General features: G+C 58.4%; 26 protein-coding genes. 10 read left to right on the top strand and 16 right to left on the bottom strand.

Annotated features, from left to right (window positions below; all coding sequences use genetic code 11):
• The first annotated feature begins 5 nt into the window (after positions 1-5).
• From AC30D9_RS02275 to AC30D9_RS02250, 6 genes are all read left to right on the top strand, one after another.
• Positions 6-584, top strand: coding sequence for an HrpE/YscL family type III secretion apparatus protein (locus AC30D9_RS02275; protein WP_307572109.1), 579 nt, complete (start codon positions 6-8; stop codon positions 582-584).
• Positions 585-686: 102 nt separating this feature from the next.
• A complete protein-coding gene (locus AC30D9_RS02270) occupies positions 687-911 on the top strand; it encodes a type III secretion protein (protein WP_490143325.1) in 225 nt (74 codons plus the stop codon).
• Positions 898-1,323 (top strand): type III secretion protein, encoded by a 426-nt coding sequence (locus tag AC30D9_RS02265; protein WP_490143324.1) that lies wholly within the window; start codon positions 898-900, stop codon positions 1,321-1,323. The genes AC30D9_RS02270 and AC30D9_RS02265 overlap by 14 nt, the downstream gene beginning before the upstream one ends.
• 1 nt (position 1,324) lies before the next feature.
• Positions 1,325-3,406: a type III secretion system outer membrane ring subunit SctC gene (sctC, locus tag AC30D9_RS02260; protein ID WP_490143323.1), complete on the top strand. Its 2,082-nt coding sequence runs from the start codon at positions 1,325-1,327 to the stop codon at positions 3,404-3,406.
• Positions 3,403-3,612, top strand: coding sequence for an HrpT family type III secretion system protein (gene hrpT, locus AC30D9_RS02255; protein WP_025213875.1), 210 nt, complete (start codon positions 3,403-3,405; stop codon positions 3,610-3,612). Before sctC ends, hrpT begins: the two co-directional genes overlap by 4 nt.
• 5 nt (positions 3,613-3,617) lie before the next feature.
• Positions 3,618-3,965, top strand: coding sequence for a type III secretion protein HrpV (locus AC30D9_RS02250; RefSeq protein ID WP_307572113.1), 348 nt, complete (start codon positions 3,618-3,620; stop codon positions 3,963-3,965).
• Between the two features lie 93 nt (positions 3,966-4,058).
• On the opposite strand, the gene AC30D9_RS02245 is transcribed toward AC30D9_RS02250, so the two are convergent.
• The 14 genes from AC30D9_RS02245 to sctW form a co-directional block, all read right to left on the bottom strand.
• On the bottom strand, positions 4,059-5,480 hold the full coding sequence (locus AC30D9_RS02245) for a hypothetical protein (protein ID WP_490143322.1): 1,422 nt from the start codon (positions 5,478-5,480) through the stop codon (positions 4,059-4,061).
• Entirely contained in the window at positions 5,468-6,346 is an 879-nt protein-coding gene (locus AC30D9_RS02240) for a hypothetical protein (protein ID WP_490143321.1), read from the bottom strand. The genes AC30D9_RS02245 and AC30D9_RS02240 overlap by 13 nt, the downstream gene beginning before the upstream one ends.
• A 142-nt stretch (positions 6,347-6,488) precedes the next feature.
• Complete coding sequence (gene sctU / locus AC30D9_RS02235; protein ID WP_307572116.1) at positions 6,489-7,565, bottom strand: type III secretion system export apparatus subunit SctU; 1,077 nt, start codon at positions 7,563-7,565, stop codon at positions 6,489-6,491.
• A complete protein-coding gene (gene sctT, locus AC30D9_RS02230; protein ID WP_307572117.1) occupies positions 7,562-8,356 on the bottom strand; it encodes a type III secretion system export apparatus subunit SctT in 795 nt (264 codons plus the stop codon). Before sctT ends, sctU begins: the two co-directional genes overlap by 4 nt.
• Entirely contained in the window at positions 8,356-8,622 is a 267-nt protein-coding gene (sctS, locus tag AC30D9_RS02225; RefSeq protein WP_092164917.1) for a type III secretion system export apparatus subunit SctS, read from the bottom strand. Before sctS ends, sctT begins: the two co-directional genes overlap by 1 nt.
• A 7-nt stretch (positions 8,623-8,629) precedes the next feature.
• The gene (sctR, locus tag AC30D9_RS02220) at positions 8,630-9,283 is read right to left on the bottom strand and encodes a type III secretion system export apparatus subunit SctR (protein WP_092475365.1); all 654 of its coding nucleotides are present in this window, start codon (positions 9,281-9,283) and stop codon (positions 8,630-8,632) included.
• Complete coding sequence (locus tag AC30D9_RS02215) at positions 9,280-9,660, bottom strand: FliM/FliN family flagellar motor switch protein (RefSeq protein WP_307572119.1); 381 nt, start codon at positions 9,658-9,660, stop codon at positions 9,280-9,282. Before AC30D9_RS02215 ends, sctR begins: the two co-directional genes overlap by 4 nt.
• Positions 9,650-10,372, bottom strand: a complete 723-nt coding sequence (locus AC30D9_RS02210) for a type III secretion system protein (RefSeq protein ID WP_490143320.1) — start codon at positions 10,370-10,372, stop codon at positions 9,650-9,652. Before AC30D9_RS02210 ends, AC30D9_RS02215 begins: the two co-directional genes overlap by 11 nt.
• On the bottom strand, positions 10,369-10,929 hold the full coding sequence (locus tag AC30D9_RS02205) for a type III secretion system HrpP C-terminal domain-containing protein (RefSeq protein WP_490143319.1): 561 nt from the start codon (positions 10,927-10,929) through the stop codon (positions 10,369-10,371). Before AC30D9_RS02205 ends, AC30D9_RS02210 begins: the two co-directional genes overlap by 4 nt.
• Before the next feature lie 7 nt (positions 10,930-10,936).
• Complete coding sequence (locus AC30D9_RS02200; RefSeq protein WP_307572122.1) at positions 10,937-11,380, bottom strand: type III secretion protein; 444 nt, start codon at positions 11,378-11,380, stop codon at positions 10,937-10,939.
• 2 nt (positions 11,381-11,382) lie between these two features.
• Positions 11,383-12,732: a FliI/YscN family ATPase gene (locus tag AC30D9_RS02195; protein ID WP_307572123.1), complete on the bottom strand. Its 1,350-nt coding sequence runs from the start codon at positions 12,730-12,732 to the stop codon at positions 11,383-11,385.
• Positions 12,729-13,688: an FHA domain-containing protein gene (locus tag AC30D9_RS02190; RefSeq protein ID WP_490143318.1), complete on the bottom strand. Its 960-nt coding sequence runs from the start codon at positions 13,686-13,688 to the stop codon at positions 12,729-12,731. Before AC30D9_RS02190 ends, AC30D9_RS02195 begins: the two co-directional genes overlap by 4 nt.
• Before the next feature lie 17 nt (positions 13,689-13,705).
• Positions 13,706-15,805 (bottom strand): type III secretion system export apparatus subunit SctV, encoded by a 2,100-nt coding sequence (gene sctV, locus AC30D9_RS02185; RefSeq protein ID WP_307572431.1) that lies wholly within the window; start codon positions 15,803-15,805, stop codon positions 13,706-13,708.
• The gene (gene sctW / locus AC30D9_RS02180; RefSeq protein WP_307572125.1) at positions 15,805-16,917 is read right to left on the bottom strand and encodes a type III secretion system gatekeeper subunit SctW; all 1,113 of its coding nucleotides are present in this window, start codon (positions 16,915-16,917) and stop codon (positions 15,805-15,807) included. The genes sctV and sctW overlap by 1 nt, the downstream gene beginning before the upstream one ends.
• Positions 16,918-17,163: 246 nt before the next feature.
• Here sctW and AC30D9_RS02175 point away from each other — a divergent pair, with 246 nt between their 5' ends.
• From AC30D9_RS02175 to AC30D9_RS02160, 4 genes are all read left to right on the top strand, one after another.
• The gene (locus AC30D9_RS02175) at positions 17,164-17,700 is read left to right on the top strand and encodes an RNA polymerase sigma factor (protein ID WP_307572126.1); all 537 of its coding nucleotides are present in this window, start codon (positions 17,164-17,166) and stop codon (positions 17,698-17,700) included.
• 97 nt (positions 17,701-17,797) lie between these two features.
• Complete coding sequence (locus AC30D9_RS02170) at positions 17,798-18,157, top strand: hypothetical protein (protein WP_490143317.1); 360 nt, start codon at positions 17,798-17,800, stop codon at positions 18,155-18,157.
• A 2-nt stretch (positions 18,158-18,159) separates the two neighbouring features.
• Positions 18,160-19,071 carry a transglycosylase SLT domain-containing protein gene (locus tag AC30D9_RS02165; RefSeq protein ID WP_490143316.1) on the top strand — a complete coding sequence of 304 codons (912 nt, stop codon included), beginning with the start codon at positions 18,160-18,162 and terminating at the stop codon, positions 19,069-19,071.
• Between the two features lie 54 nt (positions 19,072-19,125).
• The gene (locus AC30D9_RS02160; protein ID WP_490143315.1) at positions 19,126-20,463 is read left to right on the top strand and encodes a hypothetical protein; all 1,338 of its coding nucleotides are present in this window, start codon (positions 19,126-19,128) and stop codon (positions 20,461-20,463) included.
• Positions 20,464-20,887: 424 nt separating this feature from the next.
• On the opposite strand, the gene AC30D9_RS02155 is transcribed toward AC30D9_RS02160, so the two are convergent.
• Both AC30D9_RS02155 and AC30D9_RS02150 read right to left on the bottom strand, forming a co-directional pair.
• Entirely contained in the window at positions 20,888-21,898 is a 1,011-nt protein-coding gene (locus AC30D9_RS02155; protein ID WP_490143314.1) for a hypothetical protein, read from the bottom strand.
• Between the two features lie 247 nt (positions 21,899-22,145).
• Positions 22,146-23,276: an FAD-dependent monooxygenase gene (locus AC30D9_RS02150; RefSeq protein WP_490143313.1), complete on the bottom strand. Its 1,131-nt coding sequence runs from the start codon at positions 23,274-23,276 to the stop codon at positions 22,146-22,148.
• Positions 23,277-23,659: the final 383 nt, after the last annotated feature.

The following is a 23,659-nucleotide window of genomic DNA, read 5'->3' as shown; positions in this document are numbered from 1 at the left end:
CAAAAATGTTGATCCGACGAAATTTGTCCTTGGGCGATCCCGAGCTGGGAAGCACGTTGATCGTCCGTCACGAACAGTTCGCTGACTACCGTGCAGCTGTCGATGTGATCTCGCGAGCACGAGCCGAAGCGGATGCATTGCTGCTGGAGGCAGAAAACCTGCGGCAGGACTATCTGGATCGAGCGCTGGCTCAGTTCTGGGACCAAGCCAGTAGTTTGTTGGAGGCGCTGGAGGCAGAGCGCCAACAATGCAGGAGCAATGTGGTCGAGGTGTGCCGGGATTTATTGAATGTCGTCATCGGCCGACTGTTCGATGAATGCCCTCCCAGGGAGCGTATCAGGATTCTGCTGGAACATCTGGCGGCTAGCCAGGCGAACGCGGCGGGTAGCGCCACTTTGAAGTGCCATCCCGAGCTCTCTGACGAAGTGCAGGCTTGGCTTGAAGCCAACAATAATTCGCGTCTGTGGCAGTTGAGAGAAGACATCACAATGCCGGTCCAGTCCATTCGCCTGAGCGCCGACGCCGGCGAATACGAGGTTGATTGGATCAGCTTACAGCGCTCATTTCAGGCCACCGCAATATAACGTTTCGGCAATCCCATCATCTTTCAAAGTCGCCCATTCTTTTGGAACCAGCAAGAGCGGCGCCGCCACTCATATTGCGTAAATTCCCAAGGAGATGCCTACATGATCAACTTTAAATCCATCCAAAGTCAGTTGGAGAAAAACTTCTCCAATGCCCATGAAAAGGCGAATGAGGCAGCGCTGGCTGCTGCTGATACCGGCAACATTGAAGACATCAGAGCCTTCGCTCAAGCGAGCCAATCCGTGGCCACCGCGACCGTTGTCATGGGCGAGGGCATGCGCGCTCATCACGGCATGACCAAAGCGATCATCGATGGAATTCAGTGATTTCCGCGCGCGACTGAACCTATGGCTCGATGAGCCTTCGGTCGCCCATCTGGACTGCTGGGTTGACGATGCGAATCTGCAGCTTGCCTGGGTAGAAGGGGGTATCCGCTGCAGCATCGACGTGCTGGATCCATTTGACGCCAGCGCTCCTGATCGATTGATGGGCATCCTGGGGCAGGGCGGCGCCAGCGTCGCATGCCGTTGTCCGGGAGCGTTGGGTACCGACCCGCAAAGCCAGTGTCTGGTGCTGGTGCACTGGATGGCCCCGCCGAGTTCGGTCGAGGCCTTGCTGGGGGTGTTACAGACCTTGGCCAATCAGCGCGCAGCCATGCTTAGCCTGATGCATAAAACCTTATTTGACTCGCTTTCGGCCGAGTCCCTTCTAGCAACTAATTGGCACACTGGAGTGTGATATGCGTAAGGCCTACCGGTGGTTACCGTGGCTGTTAATGGGGCTGAGCGCTCCGGCGTTCGCGGCGATACCGCCAGCGTGGAAACAAACGGCCTATGCGTTCGACGCGCAACAGACCGAGCTTTCAAGCGTTCTTGAAGCATTTGCCCGAGAGTTTGGCGTCAATCTTGAGATGGACCCTCTTGAAGGCGTCGTTGAGGGGCGTATCCGCGCCGACAATCCGCAGGCGTTTCTTGATCGATTGGGCCAGCAGCATCAGTTTCAGTGGTTTGTCTACAACAATACCCTGTACGTCAGCGCGGCCCGCGACCAGATAACCGAGCGAATCGAGGTATCCCCGGACGCCGTAGATGACCTCAAAGGCGCACTGACTGAACTCGGCTTGCTCGATTCCCGATTTGGTTGGGGAGTCCTGCCGGACGAAGGCGTGGTGTTGGTCAGCGGACCTGCGCGGTATGTTCAGTTCATTCGCGACTACAGCAGCAACGTCGATAAACCAGAGGAAAAGCAGGACGTCGTGGTGTTGCCCTTGCGTTACGCGAACGCCGCCGATCGCACCATCAGTTACCGTGATGAACAACTGACGGTTTCAGGGGTGGCCACGATCCTCAAGGAGTTGCTGGACAGCCGCTCGCAAGGCGGCTCGGGTAGCGTCTTCAACGTGTTGCAAGGCGCCGGACTCGGAACTGGGGCAAGCGGCGGAAGCAGCTTTGCGGGTACGCCGAGCTTGCTGAGCGGTCTGGCCGATGATCAGTTGCAGCAAACCCTGGATCGCGTGATTGCCGGCGCCGACGTCGGCGCCCAGAGCAAGGGCGGTTCCGCTGGCAGGTCGCGAATACGGGTCGCCGCCGACGTACGCAACAACGCGGTGCTTATCTACGACTCACCCAAGCGCAGGGCCTTGTACGAGAACCTGGTCAGGCAGCTTGATGTGCCGCGTAACCTGATCGAAATCGACGCGGTGATCTACGATATCGACCGCGACGAGTTGAACGAGTTGTCCAGCAACTGGAATGTCTGGGCCGGTGGGACCAACGTCAGAGGGTCCTTGCTTGAATCAGGCAGCTCCACGCTGTCGGCCGAAAACGCCGGACGGTTCGCCCTGGCGGTCCGTACGCTGGAAGCCAAGGGGGCGGCGACAGTGATCAGCAACCCTTCGATCCTCACCTTGGAGAACCAGCCCGCTGTCATCGATTTCAGCCGGACCGAGTTCCTCACCGCGACGGGGGAGCGTGTTGCCGATATCCAGCCGATTACTGCCGGTACCAGCCTGCAAGTGGTTCCACGCTCGATGCAGCACAATGGCAAGACGCAGGTGCAGTTGATCCTCGATATCGAAGACGGACAAGTCGAAGCATCGCTGCTCGATGACACCAAACCCAGCGTGCGTAACGGCAGCGTCAGCACTCAGGCGGTCATCGCCGAGCGTGGATCGTTGGTCGTTGGTGGTTTTCATTCTCTGCAATCGAGCGACAAGGTAAGCAAAATCCCTTGGCTCAGTGACATTCCGCTCATTGGCAAATTGCTGTTCACGTCCAGTAGCCGCAGCACCAACAAGATAGAACGCTTGTTCATTCTTACGCCTCGGTTGGTGGGTAACCAGGTTGACCCGGCCCGGTATGTAGAAACCGGTAACCCGGAAGATATCGATTCCGCCGCCCAGCGGATCGACGGGCGCCATGGCGATGGGCAACCCACTCGCGTTGATATTCAGCGCGCCTTCACTCAGTTGTTGAGTGATGTGCAACCGACTGGTTTTACCCCGAGTAACGAGCCTTTATTCACGCCGGCCACTTTATGCGCGACGCAACAGGGCCTGGTCATCGACGCCGATCGCAGCCAGTGGTATGGGCGCAACGCCTGGAGTATTGGCGTGGTGGTCGCGCGCAATACGGGTGACAAACCGCTGCGTATTGATGAAAGCAGTTGTGGCGGGCGCTGGGTGCTGGGTGTCAGTGCATGGCCTCGCGCTTGGTTGCAGCCTGGGGAACAAAGCGAAGTCTATGTCGCGGTGCGTAATCCCCAGTCGCTCAAGAGCAACGCGACCTTTCGCGAATCATTACTCAAGGAGGCAAGCCGATGACCAAGATGAACTGGGCTGCGTTCGGCCTTCTGTGTGTGATGCTCTCTGGTTGCTCGACGACCTCGGGCGGCTGTTCGGGACGGTCCTGCGACCGTCCCGACTCCAATAACCGGGAGCTGGTGATCTGGTGGCCAGCGGACATGCGTACTGGCCTGGAAAATCCGCAGGACACCGCGGACTACACTGTCGTGCCACTGCGGGATTGAGCACCATGATACAAGTCTCGGGGAAAGCGGAGTTCTACGAACGGGTGGCTGCTGGGCAAACAGCGGTATGGCCGGTAGCAGCGGGTGTTTCTTTCGTGAGTCGCCATGAGCACCATGATTGGGGTATAGCGTTGCACATCGACAGTCGTGCGCTGCAGCCCCAGCAATTGCGTGAGGCGCTGGAGCGGCGCTTCACGCAATCCTACCTGTTCCCTGACTATTTTCTGTTTCTCGATGCCCACCGCGATTTCGTCGTCTGGCATGCGGTGCCGTCATCCTCCCATGGTTGCGCGGTGCTCGATAATATCTGCCAGCATCAATTGCTATTGGCAGGTTTGAACCCCCTGGACTGACCATCCATCAACTGCGCCAGTAGTGACCGCTGGCGCAGTTTCCCTTCCTTTTGCGACTCTTGAACTGTCGGCCGCGCGGCGCGGCGTTGCGGTTCAAGCTGGCTGTTGCCCGGCAGCAGCCGTCGCCGCTTGTTTGTCGACAGCCTTGCGCACACTCGCGTGGGATTGGAACGTTTGATTGACGGTGCGATAAGCCAAACCCATCGCCGCTGCGGTCCCCATATTCCCGAGAAAGCCGGAGAGGGCGGACGGAACCTTGTCGCGCAGTGCTTCGCCGGTGGCCATATTGATTGCGCCAGCCAGGCTGGCCCAGGCGACTCGGGCGGGGGATTGGTCCAAGACCCGGCCATAATCCTTGAGCGGCAGGTTCGGCTTCAACTCCTGGTTGGTGCCCACCTGGCGCGTGTCGAAATGCCGCTGCAGATGGTTGTCGAGGGTCGCGACAACGGTGTTGAATGCCGCGCGCGTGCCGGCGAGGGATTGAATGGAAGAGGCCAGTGCTTCGCCCAACAGCGGTTGCTGATCCGGCCCGAGCAGTGCCGGACTCGTCAACGTCTGGCCCGGTGGCAAGACTTGTTCACTGATGGAGTCGAGCATGAACCCCATGCTCAAGGTCATGGCACCGTAGGCCCAGCCGAGCGTCGGCATATTATCCTCGTCGACCCCGTAGGTCTTGGTATCGTCCTGGGGGGCGGTCATGCTGAAGGTGGCCTGCATGGTTTCGCGAGAAAGGGCATAAATCATGTCGCGTAGCTGAGTGGCCAAAACCCTCGCGCTCAGCGCACCGTCACCACGTGCGGCGCCCATGGCGCCCATACCCAGATAAAGCGCCTCAGCGACGACCTGGTTGCGTGTGATATTGCGCGAATCGCGCTTCATCTGCAGGCGCAGCGTGTCTTGTTTATCGGGCGGCAGAGCGTTCCATTTCGCTTCGCTAAGGGCGAAGTGCCCGCGTACCGCATCGCTGGAGTCGGCGGCGAGACGATCCAGGCGCGGTTGGCGTACGTAGAGCTGGGTGGCAATGATCGTCAGTGAGACAGCGGCCTGCAAAGCCAGCATCGCCCCCGGGCTTTTTTTCGCGAGCCCCTCGTTGAGCGAACTGTAGGCATGCATGAACGCCAACTCGCGAAGATAGGTAGGCGCTCCGCAGTTGACCATCTGTTGGACCGTATGGCCTGCAGCGGCAAGCGTTGTGCGGGAGGAAGGCAAATTGGCCGCGCTGTCGCTCAACGCGAGCTTTGCTCCGCGTTCGACCTTGTTGCCCAGGGCCACGCCGTGTTCCTTGGCGCTTTCCCAGAGCGCACCCGTGGCTCTGCCTGCCGGCACCAGATAGTCGCGATGGAAGGCCTGGCTCAGTCCTGTCACATGTGCGAGGGCGCGGGAAGTGAAGTCAGGCAAGTGAGCGGGTGCCTCGCCGCGCTCTAAAGCATCAATATCAGCGGTGCGATGTCGATGCCGCAGCTCGATTTGCGGTTCTGGCAGGATACGTCCCAGGTTAGGTGCTATCGGGTCCATGCGATGTTCCTTGCTGGGCGAATGGCCGAGGTCTGCATGAAGCTATCGGCCAGTTGACCAAAATCCAGCAGCCATTCGGCAAATGCCTGGCCGTCCAGCCCCGTGCTGTTCCAGCGCGCCTGTAACGCGCTGCCGTGTGGCGCGAGGACCACGGCAGATTGGGTCAGCATCATCAGGTGCAGGTTGGCCAGTAGCGCGCGTTCGCGTTGCGTCGCCGTGTTCAGCGAAGTCGACAGCGGTGTACTGATCAGCAGATGTTGGCGATCACTGTCAGCGATCACTTCATAGGCACGACCGTTGGCCTGAATCACGCCGACAGTCAATATCTGCTCGAAGGGCGGGGCGCAGATGTCCAAGTGCTGCAGCGCAGCGATCAGTAATGGACGGTGCCATTCCCGGTTCATCGCCGCCTGTGCCTGTTGCCGCGCGTGCTCATCTTGCCTCGGTGCCGTGGTGACCGGCCGAGGTGCACCGCTTTGGTTGCCTTGAAGCGCGGTGGCACCCGCCACGAGGCTTTCGGCGACGGACAAGAGATGGCTCAGTTCATCGGCAAGCATTTCACGCTGATGTTGCGGCTGCGAGATAAGGCGCAGCACGAGCACAGCGTCACCGCTGTCGTTCAGACTGACGCAGCTACTGCTCATTGCCGATATGGCGCAATTGGACCGCAGCAGCAACTCGCTCCAAACCTCAACCGGCAAACCGTTGGGGCGTGGCAGAAGACCCAACACCACCCACTGCTGCACAGGCGACGTCTGCCAGAGCGACAATTGCAAGGTCAGCCCCGGCAACGACAGTTGGGCGCTATGGGAGAACGCTCGCGCCTGTACAGAGGGAATGCCGAGCCGCTCAGCGGCCTCCAACAACCATGTGTTCGTTTGCTCTGAGAGCGGAATTGATCCCGGAGATTGGGAACGCGAACTCGACGAATGCATGGGGTAAACTTCCAGAAGTTTTGACCACCATTAAAGCGCGCAGGTATTAAAGTTTTATGACTGGGAGGGCGGGTCAGTGGGTTTCGAGCTGGATGATTTCCTCGGTGACTTCATCAAGCTGGCGAATGACCTGATAGATATGGGCAACTTCCAGCAGCGTGTCGCGCGGTATATGGCGACCCGTGCGAACGGTGTACAACGCACGCGCCAGCCAGACACATTGGACCACGGGAATCTTGGCGTTCTGGGCGCGCTTGATCAGGGCCAGCGCATCATCGTCTTGTCCTTTGCAATGAATCAGCGGCAACGGCGTCTGGCCTGGTCGGTAGTACAGCGCCACGGCGTAGTGGGTCGGGTTGACCAACAGCAGGTCGGCATCCTCCACCGGCCGGGGGGCGGTGCTGGGTTCGGAGTTGAGCAGTTCGTGCGCCAGCTGACGACGATGGCCTTTGACGTGCGGATCGCCTTCGGACTGCTTGTATTCCTGCTTGATGTCTTCGTGGCTCATGCGCAGTTTCTTGGCGTGAAAATATTTTTGCAGGGCAAAGTCGACCATGCCGATCACCAGCAACAGGCCCAAGGTGTTGCGCAAGATGTTCTGAAACACCTCCAGCAACGAGCGCCAGTAGGTGACCAGATCGGTGTCGGCCAACAGCACCAGCTTGCCCAGGATAGGCATGATCGAGACATACAGAATGACCGCAATGGCCAGCGCTTTGAGGACGCTCAGCAGCAGGTTCATCAGATTCTGTTTAGAGAACATCTGCTTGATCTGGCCGATTGGATTGAGCTTGCCGAGATCGACCTTCAGGGCCTTGGGCGCAAAGAGGAAGCCGATCTGCATCCAGGTGCCGGCCAGACGTATCAGGATCGCCACGCCGACGCTGGCGACGATGAAGGAAACAAGTGTCCACAGCGCTGTGCCGCTGAGCTCAATGGCAGTGCTGGCGAAGGGTTCGTTCAGGCGTCGCAAGGGTAATTCGGTGAGGTGCTGCAGGCGTGTCATGCTTTCCTCGGCCATGCCCAGGCAGACTTCGCTGACCACCATCAGCACCAGCAGTTTGGCCAGGTCCTGGCTCTGTCCAACCTGGCCTTTTTCCCTTGCGTCGCGTTCTTTTTTTGGCGTCGCCTTTTCGGTTTTTTCGCTCACGGCACTTTTACCAACAGGTTCAGCAGAAATTTCAAATCGAACCAGCGTCCGACCTCGGCGTTACCCAGATCGAGCAGTGTGGGCATATACACCAGCAGAAACAGCAAACCGATAACGCTCTTGGCCGGCATCGCCAGAATCGAAACATTCAGTTGCTGGGCATAAAGACCGACGATGGCGAAAGCGGCCTCAATCAGCAGCAACAGGCCTATGAACGGCGCCGCGTAAAGCAATGCGTGTTGCATGGTCCTGTTCAGCTCGCCAAGCAGTATGTCCAGCCCCTCTACCGTCATGATCGGCATCCATGCGGTGGGCGGCCAAATGATGTAGCTGTCCCAGATGACCTGGGTAATCAGCGAGAGGCCGCCGGACAGGATGACCAGCATGATCAGCACTTCCTGCAGCAACTCGCCCAGTGGCGTCGCGTCGGGCCCCAGGGAAGGGTTGATCTGGCCGCCGCTGAGGGCGCCGCGCTGGCTGTCGAGCAAGGCACCTACCGTCGCGAACATCCAGAAAGGCATATACAGCAGTAACCCCAACAGAACGCCCAGGACCATTTCCTTGAGCAACAGACCGCCGATCATCAGCCAGTTTTCATGTTGTCCGGACAACACCCGACCGATGCTCGGCGCTGGAACCATCGCAACCGCGCAGGTCACGGCGTAACGCAGCGGCCCCTTGAGGTATTTGAAGCAAAACGCTGGCACCAGCATCATGCACGGCAGGATCCGGGCCATGGCTAATGCGATACCGAGCATCAGTTCGAACAAATACTCGGCATTGAATGGCATCAGACGGCGCCTCCGGTGCGCGCGATCAGGTCGAACGCCGTGTTGATGAACAGGATCAATTCGACACCGATCCAGCGGCCGGTCGCCGCCAGGGTCACGCCCACGGCGACCAGCTTGATACCAAAGGGCAGGGTCTGGTCCTGGATCTGCATCAAGGCTTGCACGAGAGACGTCAACACGCCCACCAGCACCGCGACCAGCAGCGGTGGCGCGGTAAGAATCACCACCAGATACATGCCCTGTTTGAACAACTCCAGTGCTTCCACGGCAGCCTCACAGATAGGAATAGAACAGACTGTCGAGTAACCGCGTCCAGCCCTGGACAAGGACGAACAGCAGCAGTTTGAGCGGCAGCGATATGGTCATGGGCGAGACCATTTGCATGCCAAGCGCCAGTAGCAGGTTGGACACGATCAGATCAATGACGATGAACGGAATGTAAATCAGAAAACCGATCTCGAACCCGGCCTGCAGCTCCGACAATACGAAGGCAGGAATCGCCAGCAGCAGATCCTTGCTGCTGGCTTTTTCGGCCAGTTCCGCAGGCCACATACGATGGGTGTTGTCGACCAGATGAGTCAGGACGTCCGGATCGGTGTTACGGCTCATGAAGTTTTGCAGCGGGGCGATGACCGTGTTCACGCTGGCTTGAAGTTGTTCGGTAGTGCCTATCTGCAGAGGATTTTCAGCCACCCGTTGCTGGATTTCATAAGCCACCGGAGCCATCACGAACATCGTCGCCGCCAGGGCAATGCCGTACAACGCCATATTGGGCGGAACCTGTTGAACGCCGATGGCATTGCGCGTTATCAGCAACACCATGGAGATTTTCAGAAATGCGGTGCAGACAATCAAAAACAACGGGATCAGCGAGAGCGCACCCAGAAACAGCGCGAGCATGATCGGGTTCATGCCATCCAGAATCATTGATCAAATACCAAGCGAGTGATTTGCATGCCCAAGCGTCCATCCACGTCTACCAGCTCACCGTAGGCGACCACCCGCTCTTCATGGCACAACGTCGCTGCGCCCGGCGCCATGCCCGTGACATCCACCACGGAACCGGCCGCCAGCCGGCCGAGCGCTTCGAGGCTCAGCTTCACTTCGCCACACCGTACGGTCAACGCCAGGGGCACGCCGGACAAGGGCGATGACGGCTGCGTCGCAGCGTCTTGCGGGAGGGCGTCGTCTGGCTGCGCCGAATCGAGCCGTTCCTGCTGGTCGTCGTTCGCTTCCTGGGCCGCCAAATCATCGTCATTGTCGAACTCGTACAACGGTTCTTCATCCTGCAGTTCATTGCTCATGAATGGAGCCTTCTTCGTGAATCAGCCTGAGCTGTAAGTGATCATTCCGGTCTTCGCTACAAACCGCCCACCGCTGGTTGCCCAGTTGCAGGTTTCCCCGACCTTGAACGTCGAAGACCGCCTCGGCAGGCAACAACACATCGCCTGGACGTAATGAGCGCAGCTGATTGACCAGCAAATCCATGCGCCCAACGATGACCGGATGAGCCACGACCCAACTCCCAGGCACGGTTTGTTCGATAAATCGCCACGGTGCGTCATTGAGTACCTGCAGCAGTGATTCGACGCCGAGGCTTAGCGTTCCGTAGGCTTTCTCGCCATTGCGCTCGATGAGCACGCGACAATCCCAGCGCTCATCCAGTACCGGCTCGTCGGCCAATGGCGCCAACGGTGCGAGCAGGTCGGACAGCACCGGCGCCATCCGTTGATTGATCAACTGCCAATACCACGCTTGCTGCGGCTCGACGGTGAGAACGGGCACTTCACCGCACAGACTCAGCAGCGCATCGGCGTTCGACAACAGCAGGGGGCCGTGTCGGCTGGACAAGCCTATCCAGCGCTCATCGGCAATGGCGCCGCAGGGCGTCAGCGGACCGAGCGTCATGCGTATCTTTTCAGTTCCACTGATGAACTCGAGGAAACGGCCGCGCCCCAAGGCCCGAGAGGCCATTGCGGCTGTGCTCGACAGGCGTCGCAGGCTGAGTTTTTTCATGCAGGCCCCGTCGGCTGTAATCTCAGCTCGACCTCATGGTCCAGCGCCTCGGCGAACGCTTGCTGGCAGGCGCCATGGTGCTTGGTCAGTCGCTCCAGGACGTCTGCGCGTTCCAGACCAAGCTCGATGTCCCAATGGCTGTCTCGTTTCTGGGCACGAATCTGGACCTTGCCCAGATTGGGCATGAGCAGGGTGGCGCTGAAAGGACGGTTGCCGTGTTGCGGCAACTGCAGCGCCAGCTCATCAATCAACTGTGTCGGTATGCCGTCGAGCGGCGCGAACATCGAGAACGTGCTCGCACCATTGCCCGAGCTGCCCTCGTCGTCCGAATGGGCGGGCGGCGGTGGCACAAGCATCTGCATGAACAACATCGCATCGGCGTCCAGCGGCCTGACCCCGTCGTTGGCCGATCTGACCTCGACCGGACGGTTGCGCTGGACCTCGGAGCCTTTGCTCGACGGCGCCGGGGATGCCGCGGCAGTGGGTTTTGCTGTAGGCGTGGCAGGTGCCTGTGGAGCAGGGCGTTGGGGTGGCGTGTGCTTGATGGGGGTAGTCATGTCTCACTTATTCCTCACTGAGTGTCTCGCTCATGCAGGCGAGTTTTTCCACCGCGCGTTGCCGTGCCTTGACGTCCAGTTGTGCTTGTTGCAACGACTGCTCCTGCGCTTCGATGTGCAAGCGCAACTGGCTGACGTCCTGGCGGATCTGGGCGAGGCGATCAAGCATGCGTCGCTCCTTTTCGTGCCAGCGGTCGATATCAGCCAGTTCCAGAGTGGTTTGCAGGTGGGTATCGGCTAACGATCGCCGCTGGCGCTTCTGATTGGTACGCTCCTGGTTCATTGAGCTTTCGCTGGCCAGCAGTTGCTCGCGCAACCTCGCCACCTCTCGTGCAAGGCGTGCACGGGTACGTTCGGCACTGGCCTGGCGGTGCTGACGCAAAGGGCCGAGCAGGCCGATGACGCGCTCCAGCGCCTGGCGCTCCGGGTCCGTATCGAGATCTTCGTCCAAGGTCAGTCCACCAGCTGCGAGGTAATGTGATTGAGTTGGGCGAGTGTTTCTTCAAGCGCTACCGGCCCGCGCAGGTCCTGGCGCAGGAAGCGGTTGATGCTGTCGTTCAGTTGTACCGCCAGATCAGTGACCGGGTCGGCGCCGGCCTGGTATTCACCCAGGCGCAGGAGCATTTCCACCTGCTTGTAGGCCGCCATCAACTGGCGCAGACGATTATTGGCCTGGACATGCTCGCGGCTGGTGACGTTGCCGAGGATCCGGCTGATGCTCGCGGACACGTCAATGGCCGGATAGTGTCCACGCTCGGCCAACTTGCGCGACAGCACAATGTGCCCGTCCAGCAGCGACCTGACTTCGTCGGCGACGGGGTCGTTCATCGAGTCGGCCTCGATCAGCACGGTGTAGATGGCGGTGATCGAGCCGTTCTCGCTCATGCCGGCGCGCTCGACCAATTGCGGTAGCAGGGTGTAGACCGAGGGGGGCAGGCCGCCGCGTCCGATCGGTTCCCCGGCGGCGATGCCGATTTCGCGTTGAGCACGGGCGAAACGGGTGAGCGAGTCAATCAGCAAGAGCACTTTCATACCGCGCTGACGGTAGGCTTCGGCGATAGCGGTGGCGGTGAAAGCGGCGCGCGCACGCTCCATGCTGGAGCGATCCGAGGTGGCACAGATCAGGACCGAACGTTGGCGTAGTTCATCATCCAGTTCATGGTCGAGGAACTCGCGCAGTTCCCGTCCCCGTTCGCCGATCAGGCCGAAAACGATGACGTCGCAGTCCATGTTCCTGGCCATTTCCGCCAGCAACGTGGTCTTGCCGCAGCCCGCTCCGGCGAACAATCCGACACGCTGCCCTTCGCCCAATAGGATGGCGCTGTCGATGGCGCGAATACCGGTGGGCAGCGGGTTGCTGATGCGTGGTTTTTGCATCGGCGGGAGGGCATCGGCAATCACCGCCGTGGTGCTGCGACCATCATGGACATCGGCAAAAGCGCCGAGGCCGTCGCCCAGCAACGGTCGACCAAAACCATCGAGCACGCTTCCGAGCAACTGGTCATCCACCCCTATGCGGTGAGCCATCCCAAGCGGTTGGATGCGGGCCCCGACTTGAATGCCGGCAGGGGTGCCCAGGGCACTGAGCAGCGTGCATTGGTCAGTAAAGCCGACGATCTCCGCCAGCATTGAGCTGCCGTCCGCCTTGCTGACCTCGCAAAGATCGCCAATCTTGGCCGCCGGCACCTGGCACTCCAGCAGTATCCCGCTCACCGCCGAAACCTTGCCGCTGATTCGCACGGCCGAACAACTGGCCAGCCGTGCGCGTTGTTGTCGAGCCCATTGTTCAAGCGCATCGGTCACCAGCTCACCTCAATATGCTGGTCACCATCGAAGATGATTTTGTGCTCTTCTATCCGCGTCAGACGCAGGCCCTGCACCACATCGCCAACATAAATCTGCACGCCGTCGGCGGTCACCAGGTGAGCGTTGTTGCCAGCGATAATTTGCACCAGGGTGAACGGCAAGCTGGTCCCGACGATGCCGACCTGATCGATCAATGGAACGGTCGTGGGATAGCGCTCTTTGAAACTCTTGAGCATTCGCTGGTAGACCTCCAGCGCTTCCTCCTTGAGGTTGCCTTTGAGCACCAACCCTTCGTCAAGATTCTCGACGGTGACCTCCGTGAGCAGGCGTTCTGCCAATTGAGTGGTCAGGAGCCGGCGGATCTGTTCCCGATCTTTCAGGCTGGTGCTATCGGAGGATCGGGCGGAACCAGTCGCCGGGGAGGGCTGCGTCGGACTTTGAGGCGCCTTGGCCGCGGTAACCTTGACGGCGCTCGGCGGGGCTTCGGACTGGCTAAGGCCCCAGGCGCCACCGACCAGGCCTACGACCACGCCAGCGATCACCGCCGATATCAGCTTCAAGGATGGCACGCCTGGCATCGGTTTACGCGCGGGAGACGCTGACGGCTGAGGCGGCTGGCCGTTGGCATCCGCAGGTGTGGCCAGAGCCGGTACGTCAGGCCAGGGCTCTTCGGCGGATGCCAGGCACAGCCAGACGTTTGCGACGGCGAACGGTTGGTTCGGCGTCAATGTAATAGCGTTTGACGCACGGCCTTCGTCGTCGTTGATCGGCATCTGTTCGGCAGCCAGGTTCCAGCCTTCCTCGGTTCTGCTCAACCGACAGTGGAGCGAGGCGATGCCCGGGTCGTATAGCGCCAGATCATGGTCGTCGTTGGCGCCGATCACCCATTGGTCACCGACCAACGGCAATGCAGCGCCCTGGTGCAGCCCATTCAATACACGTAGTTCAAACATCGCGAAGGCACTCGACATCAAGCCGCATAGTCGTCTTCCAAGGGCAAGAATTCATTTTCCAGGTCGAAACGGCCGAGGACCTTCACCTCGGAGGCATTGGTGATCTCGGCAAAGGAGAGCACCGGCACGTGATGGAACTCGTCCTGCAATAACGTCCGTAGCGGAGCGCGCAGATCCTGGGCGACCAACATCACCGCGCGTTCTGACGATCGCTGCGGGAAAGCCATGCGCAATTGTTGAACCAGCATCAGGCTGGATTCGCTGTTCAGGGCAAAGAACGTCTCGGTTTGCGTCTGACGCAGGCTGTCACGCAGGATGCCTTCGCTCTCAGGGGTGAATAGCCAGACGAGCAATCCCTCCTGGCTGCAATACTGGTTATAGATCAGCGACTTGAGGGCGATACGTACATAATCGGTGAGGGCCAGGACATCGCGCTCATGTTGCCCATGTTCGATCAAGGTTTCGGCGATCACCCGGATACCGCGCAGGGGTACGCATTCTGAAGCCAACCGCTGCAGCACCTGAGAAAAACGCGCGAGAGGCATGACGCGCTGCAGTTCCTGCGCCAGTTCCGGTTGTTCTGTTTCCAGCCAACCGAGGATCGCTTTGGTTTCCTGCAGCCCGATGAATTGCGGCCCGCAAATCTGCAGGGCGCGCTCCATGCGTTCGATAATCAGCGTACTGGGGCTGATGGGCTGCGCATTACTGTTGTTCAACAGCTCCGCATCGCTGGGTACCCAGATCCATTGGCTTTCCTGCCGTTCCGAACTGCCTTTGCTGTATTGCTGGTCGTTCTCGATGGCCTGCGAGGAGCCATCGATAGCCACCAAGGTCTCGCTGAACGTGGCCCTGAGTACGGGGACCTCATACACCGTGAAGCGGAACTCATCCGGCTCCAGATGCGCCTGGTATTCGATGATGAACGAGGGCAGCGTCAGCCCGAAGTTCACCACCAGGCGATTGCGCCGTTGACGAATCTCGCTGACCAGGGCCTCGATCCGCTCAAGACTCTGGCTGGGATGAAATTGCAGGACAAACTGGCGGCTGGGCAGGAACATTCGCAGGTCTTCCTGTCCGTTATTTTCCGGAGTTGTCGGGGCGGCTTGATCTTGATTGCCCTTGGGCTTGGCGCGATTGATCTGCAACAGGCTGCCGCCACAACAGATGATGGCGATCGTGACGAACACCATGGTCGGCATCCCGGGCATGGCGGCGAAGCCGAGCATCGCCGCCGACGCGATGATCCAGGCCTTGGGCTGGCTGGTGATCTGTTCGGCAATTTCACGGCCGATATTGGCCGGCCCGACGGCATCTTCGTTCGGCACGCGAGTGATGATCATGCCGGCCGTCACGGAGATCAGCAGCGCGGGGATCTGTGCAATGAGGCCGTCGCCGATGGTCAGTACCGAATACAGCTGCACTGCATCGCCGGCAGTCATGCCGTGTTGTATAACGCCAATGGTGATACCACCAATCATGTTGATCGCGACGATGATCAGGCTGGCGATTGCGTCGCCGTTGACGAACTTCATTGCTCCGTCCATTGCGCCAAACAGCTGGCTTTCCTTGCCAAGCTCCGAGCGCCTGCGCTTGGCCTCGTGGACGCTGATGAGGTTGGCACGTAAGTCGCTGTCGATCGACATCTGTTTACCGGGCATGGCGTCAAGCGTGAAGCGTGCGCCTACTTCGGCCACCCGTTCCGAACCCTTGGTGATGACCATGAAATTCACCACCGTCAAAATCATGAAAATCACCATGCCGACCGCCAGGTTGCCGCCTACCACGAATTGTCCGAACGCTTCCACGATGTGGCCGGCGTCCTGGTCCAGCAGAATCAGCCGGGTCGTGGCAATCGACAGGGCCAGGCGAAACATGGTTGTGATCAGCAGCACCGAAGGGAACGTCGAGAAGGCGAGTGGGCGGGGCAACTGCATGGCCAACATGATCAGCAGACAAGAGATGCAGATGTTCACCGCGATCAGAATGTCCACCAGCCAGGTGGGTATCGGGGTAATCATCATGAACACAATGGCCAGCACGATAAACGCACCGACGACTTCTGAGCGGCGCATCGCCGCGAGTGCCAAACGGTTCAGCAGGTCGATAATCAGATTCATCAGGCCGGGTTCCCCTTGAGCTGGTTTTGCTCTTGCTGAGTGAGTTCGGCCATCAGCAACAACAGGTTCCCCAAAGCATTCTGCCGGGACTTGATGTCTTGCCACAGCAAGATAGGCAGCTGTTGGAGCATCGGGCGCAGGCCGTTGAGAAATGACAACTGATGCTTGAGTTGCGCGCCGCCGATAAATTGCGTGAGTTGCAAGGTTTCCTGCAGGTTCATGCCCTTGCCCGAGAGTACGAGCAAGTGTTTGAGAAATGTCGGTGCGCTCACCTGCAGTTGCGGGTTCTTGTCACGCATGCGCCCGAGCAGGTGTTCGCAGCTTTTAAGCAGAGTCGATACATGCCTGGCGGTATTTACGCCATGCATCAAGGTACGTAATTGCTGGCGAGGGCTCGATGGGTTGACTGAGGCAAGGTCGTCGGCAATGGCACGACGCAGGTCGCGCAAGGTCGGCTCGAACTGTGCTTCGCCATCCTCTTGACCCAGTAGCGTGTCGATGAGGCTGGATATGGTGGGCTGGCCTACGACGCCGTTGTAATACAATTCCCGCAGAGTCTTGCGTCGCTGCGAGTCCAGCCCCGATCTGGAAAAGGCCCGGGCAGTATTGATACCCGCGCGGGCTCTGTTGCCATGGCGCTGCCTGAGTGCGCTGGCGTGATCCGACAGCGCCTGGTGCTCATCCCGGGCACCCTCGTGATGCGCTTGCTTCATGGCTGCTTGCAGCATGACGTGTGCTTTGGCCGGGTCCCCGCCAGCGAAAGCGAGCACCCGGCCAAGCATCGACTCATCAGGGCGTTGACGTTTCAGGGTCTGGCGCAGGGTACGCACTGCTTCATCCAGCCTTTTGTCATTACTGCCCATCAGCATCTGATAAAGCTCACCGAGCTTCATCGCCTTTGATTGCAAGACGGTACCGCCGATGATCAGCTCACGCTGGCTGAGCTCTTTGCTTTGTTGGATCAATGCCGAGGTGAATCGCGCCACCTGTTGTGGCGTGGTGCCCTGGTCTTTTGCGATTTGCGATGCGGTCTGCGTAACGGATAACGCTGGGCGGGCGCTTGCCGGATTGACCGAATGAATCGCGACTGGGGTGAAACCGGGGATTTTCATGGGACGGCATCGATGCAAAGAGTCATGGGCAATGAGTGGCGCAAACCCGCTATCGGGTTCCTGAACTCAGAGCTTTCGCGCGGGCGTGCATAAATGCGCGACGACTTCGATCGGTTTATGCAAAAGATTGCACGAACAGAAAGAATCTTAAAAAAATCTTCATGAAGAACAGTGGTTTAGATCGCGCAAACGGTTGGCACGCATATCGCTCTTACAGCCGGACTTACCGCCAAATGGTTATTGTCCATGTGTGTAATCAACTCGATCACGTATCCGGCTCCGGCTTCTCTCCTTCGTCAGCTCGATCGCAGGATGGTGCAGAAGGTGCGGTTGTTTATCAGGGCAAAGGTCGCGAACCCTGATGATGCGGAGGATCTGCTTCAGGCAACCTTCCTCGAAGCGCTACGTAACGAGCACAAGTTTCGGCACGACTCGCTGCTGCTGACTTGGCTCTGCGGCATTGCATTCAACCTCATTCGCAGTCATTTCAGGCGCCTCTACAACCAGCCGTTTCATGACGACCTGCAAGAATGCGGCGTATTGGAAATGGCCGACAGTCGCGATGTTGTGTCCGAGGTTAGTGGCTTGCGTCAGTTGGTGCGGGTCTTTCGTGCGATGGAAAGCTTGCCGCCGAATATGGAGGAGGTGATTCGAGTCGCGATGGAGATGGAAGGTAATTACCTGGAGACCGCCGCTCGGCTGGATATACCGGTTGGCACGGTGCGTTCGCGCCTGTCGCGGGCCCGCGAGCAACTCAAGCGGCGAGTCTCCAGCGAGTACTGAGCCCGAGCGGATCTGCGCCACGGCGATAAGAACAGGGAACCTCTTTCGCCTCTGGTTCCACGCATTATTTAGATCCCATCTTCAAGGAGTGCCCGGTATGCGAATTTGCATTGCTTACAGCCAGGGGCCTGATGGCAATTCGAAGGCCGGCCAAGTTATCGCACGGATCCCGAACTGGACATTCGAGACGTCGTCGGTAAGCTCCGGGAATGTGCGCGCGAACCTGGCTTCCAGCCGGACATTGCTGGTATTCAGGCCAATCGGCATTGAGCTGGCATTGCAGGAAGCGACCAGAGCGCTCATCGAAAAATCGCCTTCGGCCAAGCGTCAGTTTGCTCGACTGATGAGGCGATTATTCGATACCGGCCCTGTTTCGCAGCCCATACATCAAAGCGCTTTGCCTGAGCACAAGGCCTTCGAACCGATCGCCACCCTACCAGCGAACCTGGAGCATTGATTTTGAGCCTGTCTATCTCTCCCATTCGTAGCTCCACCCCCGACACGCTCCTTGCGCCTGAAAACCACAATGAGCGGTTTAATCGGCACGCCGGTTCAAATCCCGCGGTGGCTGGCGATATGTTCGCGGCTCGCCCCGAGCGGCCGATCAATTTCGGCCCGCCTCCGGAGGTGCCTGACGGGCCTGTGTCCGCACAGAAGAGTGGTGCCGAGCAAACCGACCTGATGATGCAACTGATGGAAGTCATCATGAAGGCCATCATGCAGTGGCTCCATTCCTTGATGAATCAACAGGAAGAGGGCGGGGGAGGTGGGATTGCCAAACCGGGGCCTCAACCCCGCAACACGTTGATGGCGCAACCGGGCGGTTCCGCCGCGCCTGGCGTTGGAGTCAACAATGCCCAGGCCGGTGGTGTGGCAGGCAGTCCGGCCTTGAGTGGTCAGGGTGGGTTGCACTTGCCCGCGCAACTGGAGCCGTATCGCCAGGATATCGTGGATGCCTCCAATGCCACGGGTGTTCCAGGCAACGTGATAGCAGGGCAGATCTGGGCGGAGTCCAGAGGCAACCTGAATTCCAGCAGCACCAATGTCAACGGCAAGACCGACGCTGGCTTGATGCAAGTCAACGCCGACACCTTCGCTCAATTGAAGAGGGACAATCCGGCGCTACTTGGCAATGCCGACGTCAACAACCCCCGGGACAACATCATGGCGGGTGCCCTCTATTTGCGCGATCAGACCAATGCTTTCGGTGGCGACATCGGCGCAGGACTGCGCGCCTATAACTCCGGTCCCGACAAGGTGAATCGCAACGATTTGGCGGATACCGGAGGGGTAGGAGATCCCGGTTATCCGGCCAACGTATTGAAATTCGCCGAGATCATTGGAAGCGGCAGAGGTGAACTGCCTGGCTGATAGACACGTCGCGTTTGCGCAGAACATAAACCCGCATGTAAGGAGTAGCACCTCATGGAAATCAATAGAGCCGGCTCGCCCGTGCCACTGCGCACTCTAGAGAGCCATCACGTTAACGAGGCGCGATCAACGCATCTGGAGCGAACCGGGGATGTCTCGTCCGTTAATGGAGACAACTCTCCAGAGTTGGCCGCGTTGAAGGACAAACTTAAGGACCTGTTCGAACCCCACCGGACGGCTGAGAACCATGAGGCCATCGATGCCTTGATTCATGATCGGGCCGTTGAATTGAAGGAAATGGGAGAGACGCCGGAGACGGTAGAGGCGTTGCTCGACAAAGCGGCGCGCATGGATCGTGTAACGGCTCCGGTGCAAGGTGGGTTTGCTTCCGTACCCTTTGCGGCGGCCTCGGTTATTTTGGACAAGGTGCCCGAGGTGACGGCTCATGTTGCCGATAATCCAGCCTTGACCGGCTTTGTGGCGGGCTCCTTTTCCGGTGCGATGGATGCAGTAGGCGGTGGTCTGCTGGCGAGAGCCACGCACGACACTTATTGGCTAAAGCCGCCGCCGGAAACCCTGGAGCCGGTGATGCAACAAGCACTAACCAGCAAAAAGGAGGAAACCAGGGTGAGTAACGCTGGGGAATCTGCGCTGTCCTGGCAGACCTTCAGTGTTCGCAATGCTGTGCGCTTGGGAGTAGCGGGCGTCATGAATGCCACAGTCGGACCGAAGGCTGCCTCGGCGGTTGATACGGCTATCGCCTCAGCGGGAGGTTTGGCTGCCGGCGCGGGTTATGCCCATCTTATGAACAAAAACGACTTGCAGGCCCATCGTGCCGGGCCCGCCTATCTTTTAGGTCGTACCGACTGGAAGACCCAATATCAAGCGCTGAAAGAAAGTACAGCACTGAGCCCGTTGGCAAACGGTGCCAAACGTCTGGCCAAGCTTCCCGTGGACACCATTACCGATACGGCAAAAGCTTTGAGTGGCGCGTTATCCTTTCCAAGTATGGTCTCCAACGCAGGCGTACTGGGTGGCGGTTTCGCTCTGGCATCGCTGGCTCGCGATGCGGCCAAAGACCTGGCAACCCAGAAAGGTCTGGGGCCAGGAGCGGTCGCTGTGGTAGACCACACGGTTAACCTCGCCATGTCGGCGCTTACTTTTGGTTCATATGGGGTGGCCGGTGTTGCAACAGAGCCCCTCAGCGATGCGGCCGTAAAAGTATTGCAAGAGGATGTTCCCGCCAAAGCGCAGGAAGTTGCTGATGCAACTCTCGAGGCCGGCAAGGCGCTGGCGCGAGACGCTGTCACTACGGCGAGAGAAATAACGGACCGCGTGCTGGAGCATCGCAGGCTCAGAGAGGGGGGCGATGCGACGGAGAATCCCGTCTGATTCATGCGTCTCGGATGATGTCGATAGGCGGCAGTCAGGTGCTGCTGATTGGATAAACACTGAGGCATATTAACTATGCGACGACTACGTTCCTTCATTCATTAACAAATGGGTGATATATGAAGAAAGCAACTTTTAAAGCTGTTGGTTCAGTTAAAACCTACCTGGTGCTGGCTATCTCGGCGGCTGGGCTCGCTTCTCGAACCGTAATGGCAGCCGTTATTAGCCCAGGCTGGTAAATACCCAATTTCCAGTGCTATGAGTACGCGCTTGGCATTCATGCCAAGCGTTTTTTTGTCGCAGCAAAATGGCGGGCCATTTTTAACGCTGTAAATACCTGGGTAAATGCAAGGCGTCAGGGTGATAGGCATCATCCTGTATTTTTAGCCTCAGATGTCCTTTATGTTATGCAGATCCGATCTGCCTATCTAACCCAGCGTTGAAGCTGATTCAGTCTGGCCATAAGCTCAGGCTGCTCTATGGCAGGCAGCGAGGCAACTTGTCGGGTCGCGGAAGATAACGGGTTGAACATAGGAATTGAAGGTGTGTAGTTCGTTTCATATAAGCGTTCCATTGCGCTTATATGTTGCTCGATCGCGGCGCCTCGACCTTCCGCGGGTAGATGTTGCAACCCATGTAGGTTCATATGCCTCAAGGTCCAGGCCATCTGTTCTCGTGTTGTTGGCGTCATTCTCATGGGCTGGGCCGACGTGACGACATCGCGCAATTTGCTTGATGCAGCCGAGCCTGTAGTGGCCAAGACCGACGCACGTGTGAGGTTCAACAACGGCGCTACTGCGCTCGCGAGTTTCATGCCTTGCCGGGGTGAAGTATCAATTAATGATAGAGACTGCTCGATCGTTTTTTTCAAATGCTCAATGTCTCGAGTTCCGTCGCTTAACTCTGAAAGTTGGCGTTGCAAATAGGTTGTCAGGTGGCGACTCAGTTCTTCGTGATCTGCAGGGTGGAGGGATGAGGCTAATAACCTTAAGGCATCGTCTATTGCCTGTGGGGCAGCGCGTCCATGACCAGCATTGAACTGGCGGGACAATTGCTGCAATTGGTCATGCTCCCGGCCGGCGTTGGGTAAGGTCTGGTGATAAGCGCGCGCTGTCCTGGCGAGCGCAGCCTTGTCTCTCGCAGGCAAATGATCGGCCACCTCCAAAAGGATATCTTGCGGAGCATTGCTCAAAGGGCCGGGCCGGAGTGAGTGACCTGTAGATGAATGTTCAAACTGAATACCCGTCAAGAGTGACGCGCGTGGATGGTTCGCAGGGGCATCCGGTCGTGCCGGCGCTGTTTGTCTTCCGGTATGTTGCACATCGTGTGGACGAGCAGCTGGGGCGGCGGCTGGAGCTTCTGGCGGTAATGGATCGATCAAGGTGGTATCGCTATGATTCCTGTGCACGCCGGAAATGGAATTACAGTTACCCATTGTGATTACTCCCTGTGTATCAAATCCAATGAGTGGTTCCAGATTCTCTGCGAGTTCCCAGATGTCAGCTCGAATTCCAGGCGGGGTATATATCCCACCGGTGAGGCATATCGATGCTCATACTGAACCCCATGTGAATCAGCATGAAGCTAGCCACACGGCCGCTCAGTCGCTTTGTGCAAGGCCGCATCAATCCTTTCGGGCCGGGTTGCGCTCGACCAGCCATTTCATTGCCCCGTATCTTCAGTCAAAGGGGCGCCGCCAAAGGCGAATAACTTCGTGCATACAATCTGTTACCGAGCACTTTGAGGACGGCGTTGCGCATCGGAGTCGGCCACGCCCGCATCTTATCCCGGGCTGCACATTGCTTTTGCGTCCATTCAACGCGGTGTCTGCGTCTGGCGGCGTAAGTCGCGAGCGCGCCATCCGGGCTCCCTGCTGCGGCGATAGATTCTGCCAATACCAGCGCATCCTCAAGAGCCATGCCCGCGTTCTGCGCCATACTCGGTGAGGCTGCGTGAGCCGCATCGCCAATGAGTACAACTCGTCCCTTTACCCAATCGTCCATGACGACTTGTTCTATTTTGCTGAAATGCACCAGAGTGCCTTCAGGTATCTGCGTAATGAGCGGCAAAATAGGACCGGAAAAATCGTTGAACAGTGCTGGCAGCGATGCTTGCGCAGTGGTGCTCTGAATGTCCTGGAAGGCGAGCGCGGTGTCGGCGTATACATAGATGTCATTGGCGTTTACCGGAATTGCGAGCAAAGCTTTGCGATGACCCAGCATCGCCGTCCAGCTATCAATCGCTGTGGTGTTGCGCGTGATGAAGCGCCAGCTGACATTACCGACGTAGGTCGGATTGATCGCCGGGAACAGCATGCCGCGTACCGATGAACCAATACCGTCAGCACCGATGACAATGTCATAAGTGGAGGATGAGCCATCGGAAAAGCTCACCTGGCATATCGTGGCTGATAGCTTGATCGCTTCTACCGCCAATCCAAAACGTAGATGAGTCCGAGACAAGGATTGACGCAGAATACCGTGCAATCCAGCGCGAGGAAGTGAGAGGCAGGGCCCACATGATCCCCACACGTCTTGGGTCTGTGTCACAGATAACTGCCTGCCGTTTTTGTCGAGGATGCTTTGGGTGCGGATGACGGCGGCGGCACTTTGAACACGGTCGAGCAGGCCCAGTTGCTTGAGCGCACGGCCAGCGTTTCCCGGCAGGAACAGTCCTGAGTCACCAGAGATTTCGTCAGGGCGGCGTTCAACCAGATCTGCCTGGTAGCCTTTGAGCTCAAGCGCTCTGGCCATGGCAAACCCGGCGATTCCGCCACCGACAATCAAAATTTTCATCCGCAAGCCCTTAGTCATGTTAAGTCTTTGTAGCAATAGCCGAAGTTGGCAATTTATTGCGTCGGTGTAATGCAATTATCAGGTAGGGGGTGCTTCTCAGGCTTGACGATGAATGGAACTTCATCCATTTCGAAGGGCTACACGTTGATTACCCTTCTCCAAATTCATCCGAGTAGGGCAGCAATTAACTTCGCAACGTTCGGCGAGGCAGGTGAATGCCCTTTATCCTTCAAACACGCTAACCAAATCGATGAGTGGTTCCACCGCTACAAGGAGTTCCTTGCATTGTGTGAACGCAAGCGCTTTCTCGGCAGCGCCCGCATAAAATATGCAGTGTGCGGGAAGGCTCCCCTCGGAATGCCATGGTATGCATGGCCAGAACAACGCAGATTCGCAAAGAT

The sequence above is a fragment of the Pseudomonas sp. DF11 genome (assembly GCF_058148565.1).
This window is presented reverse-complemented; position numbering and strand designations above follow the sequence as displayed.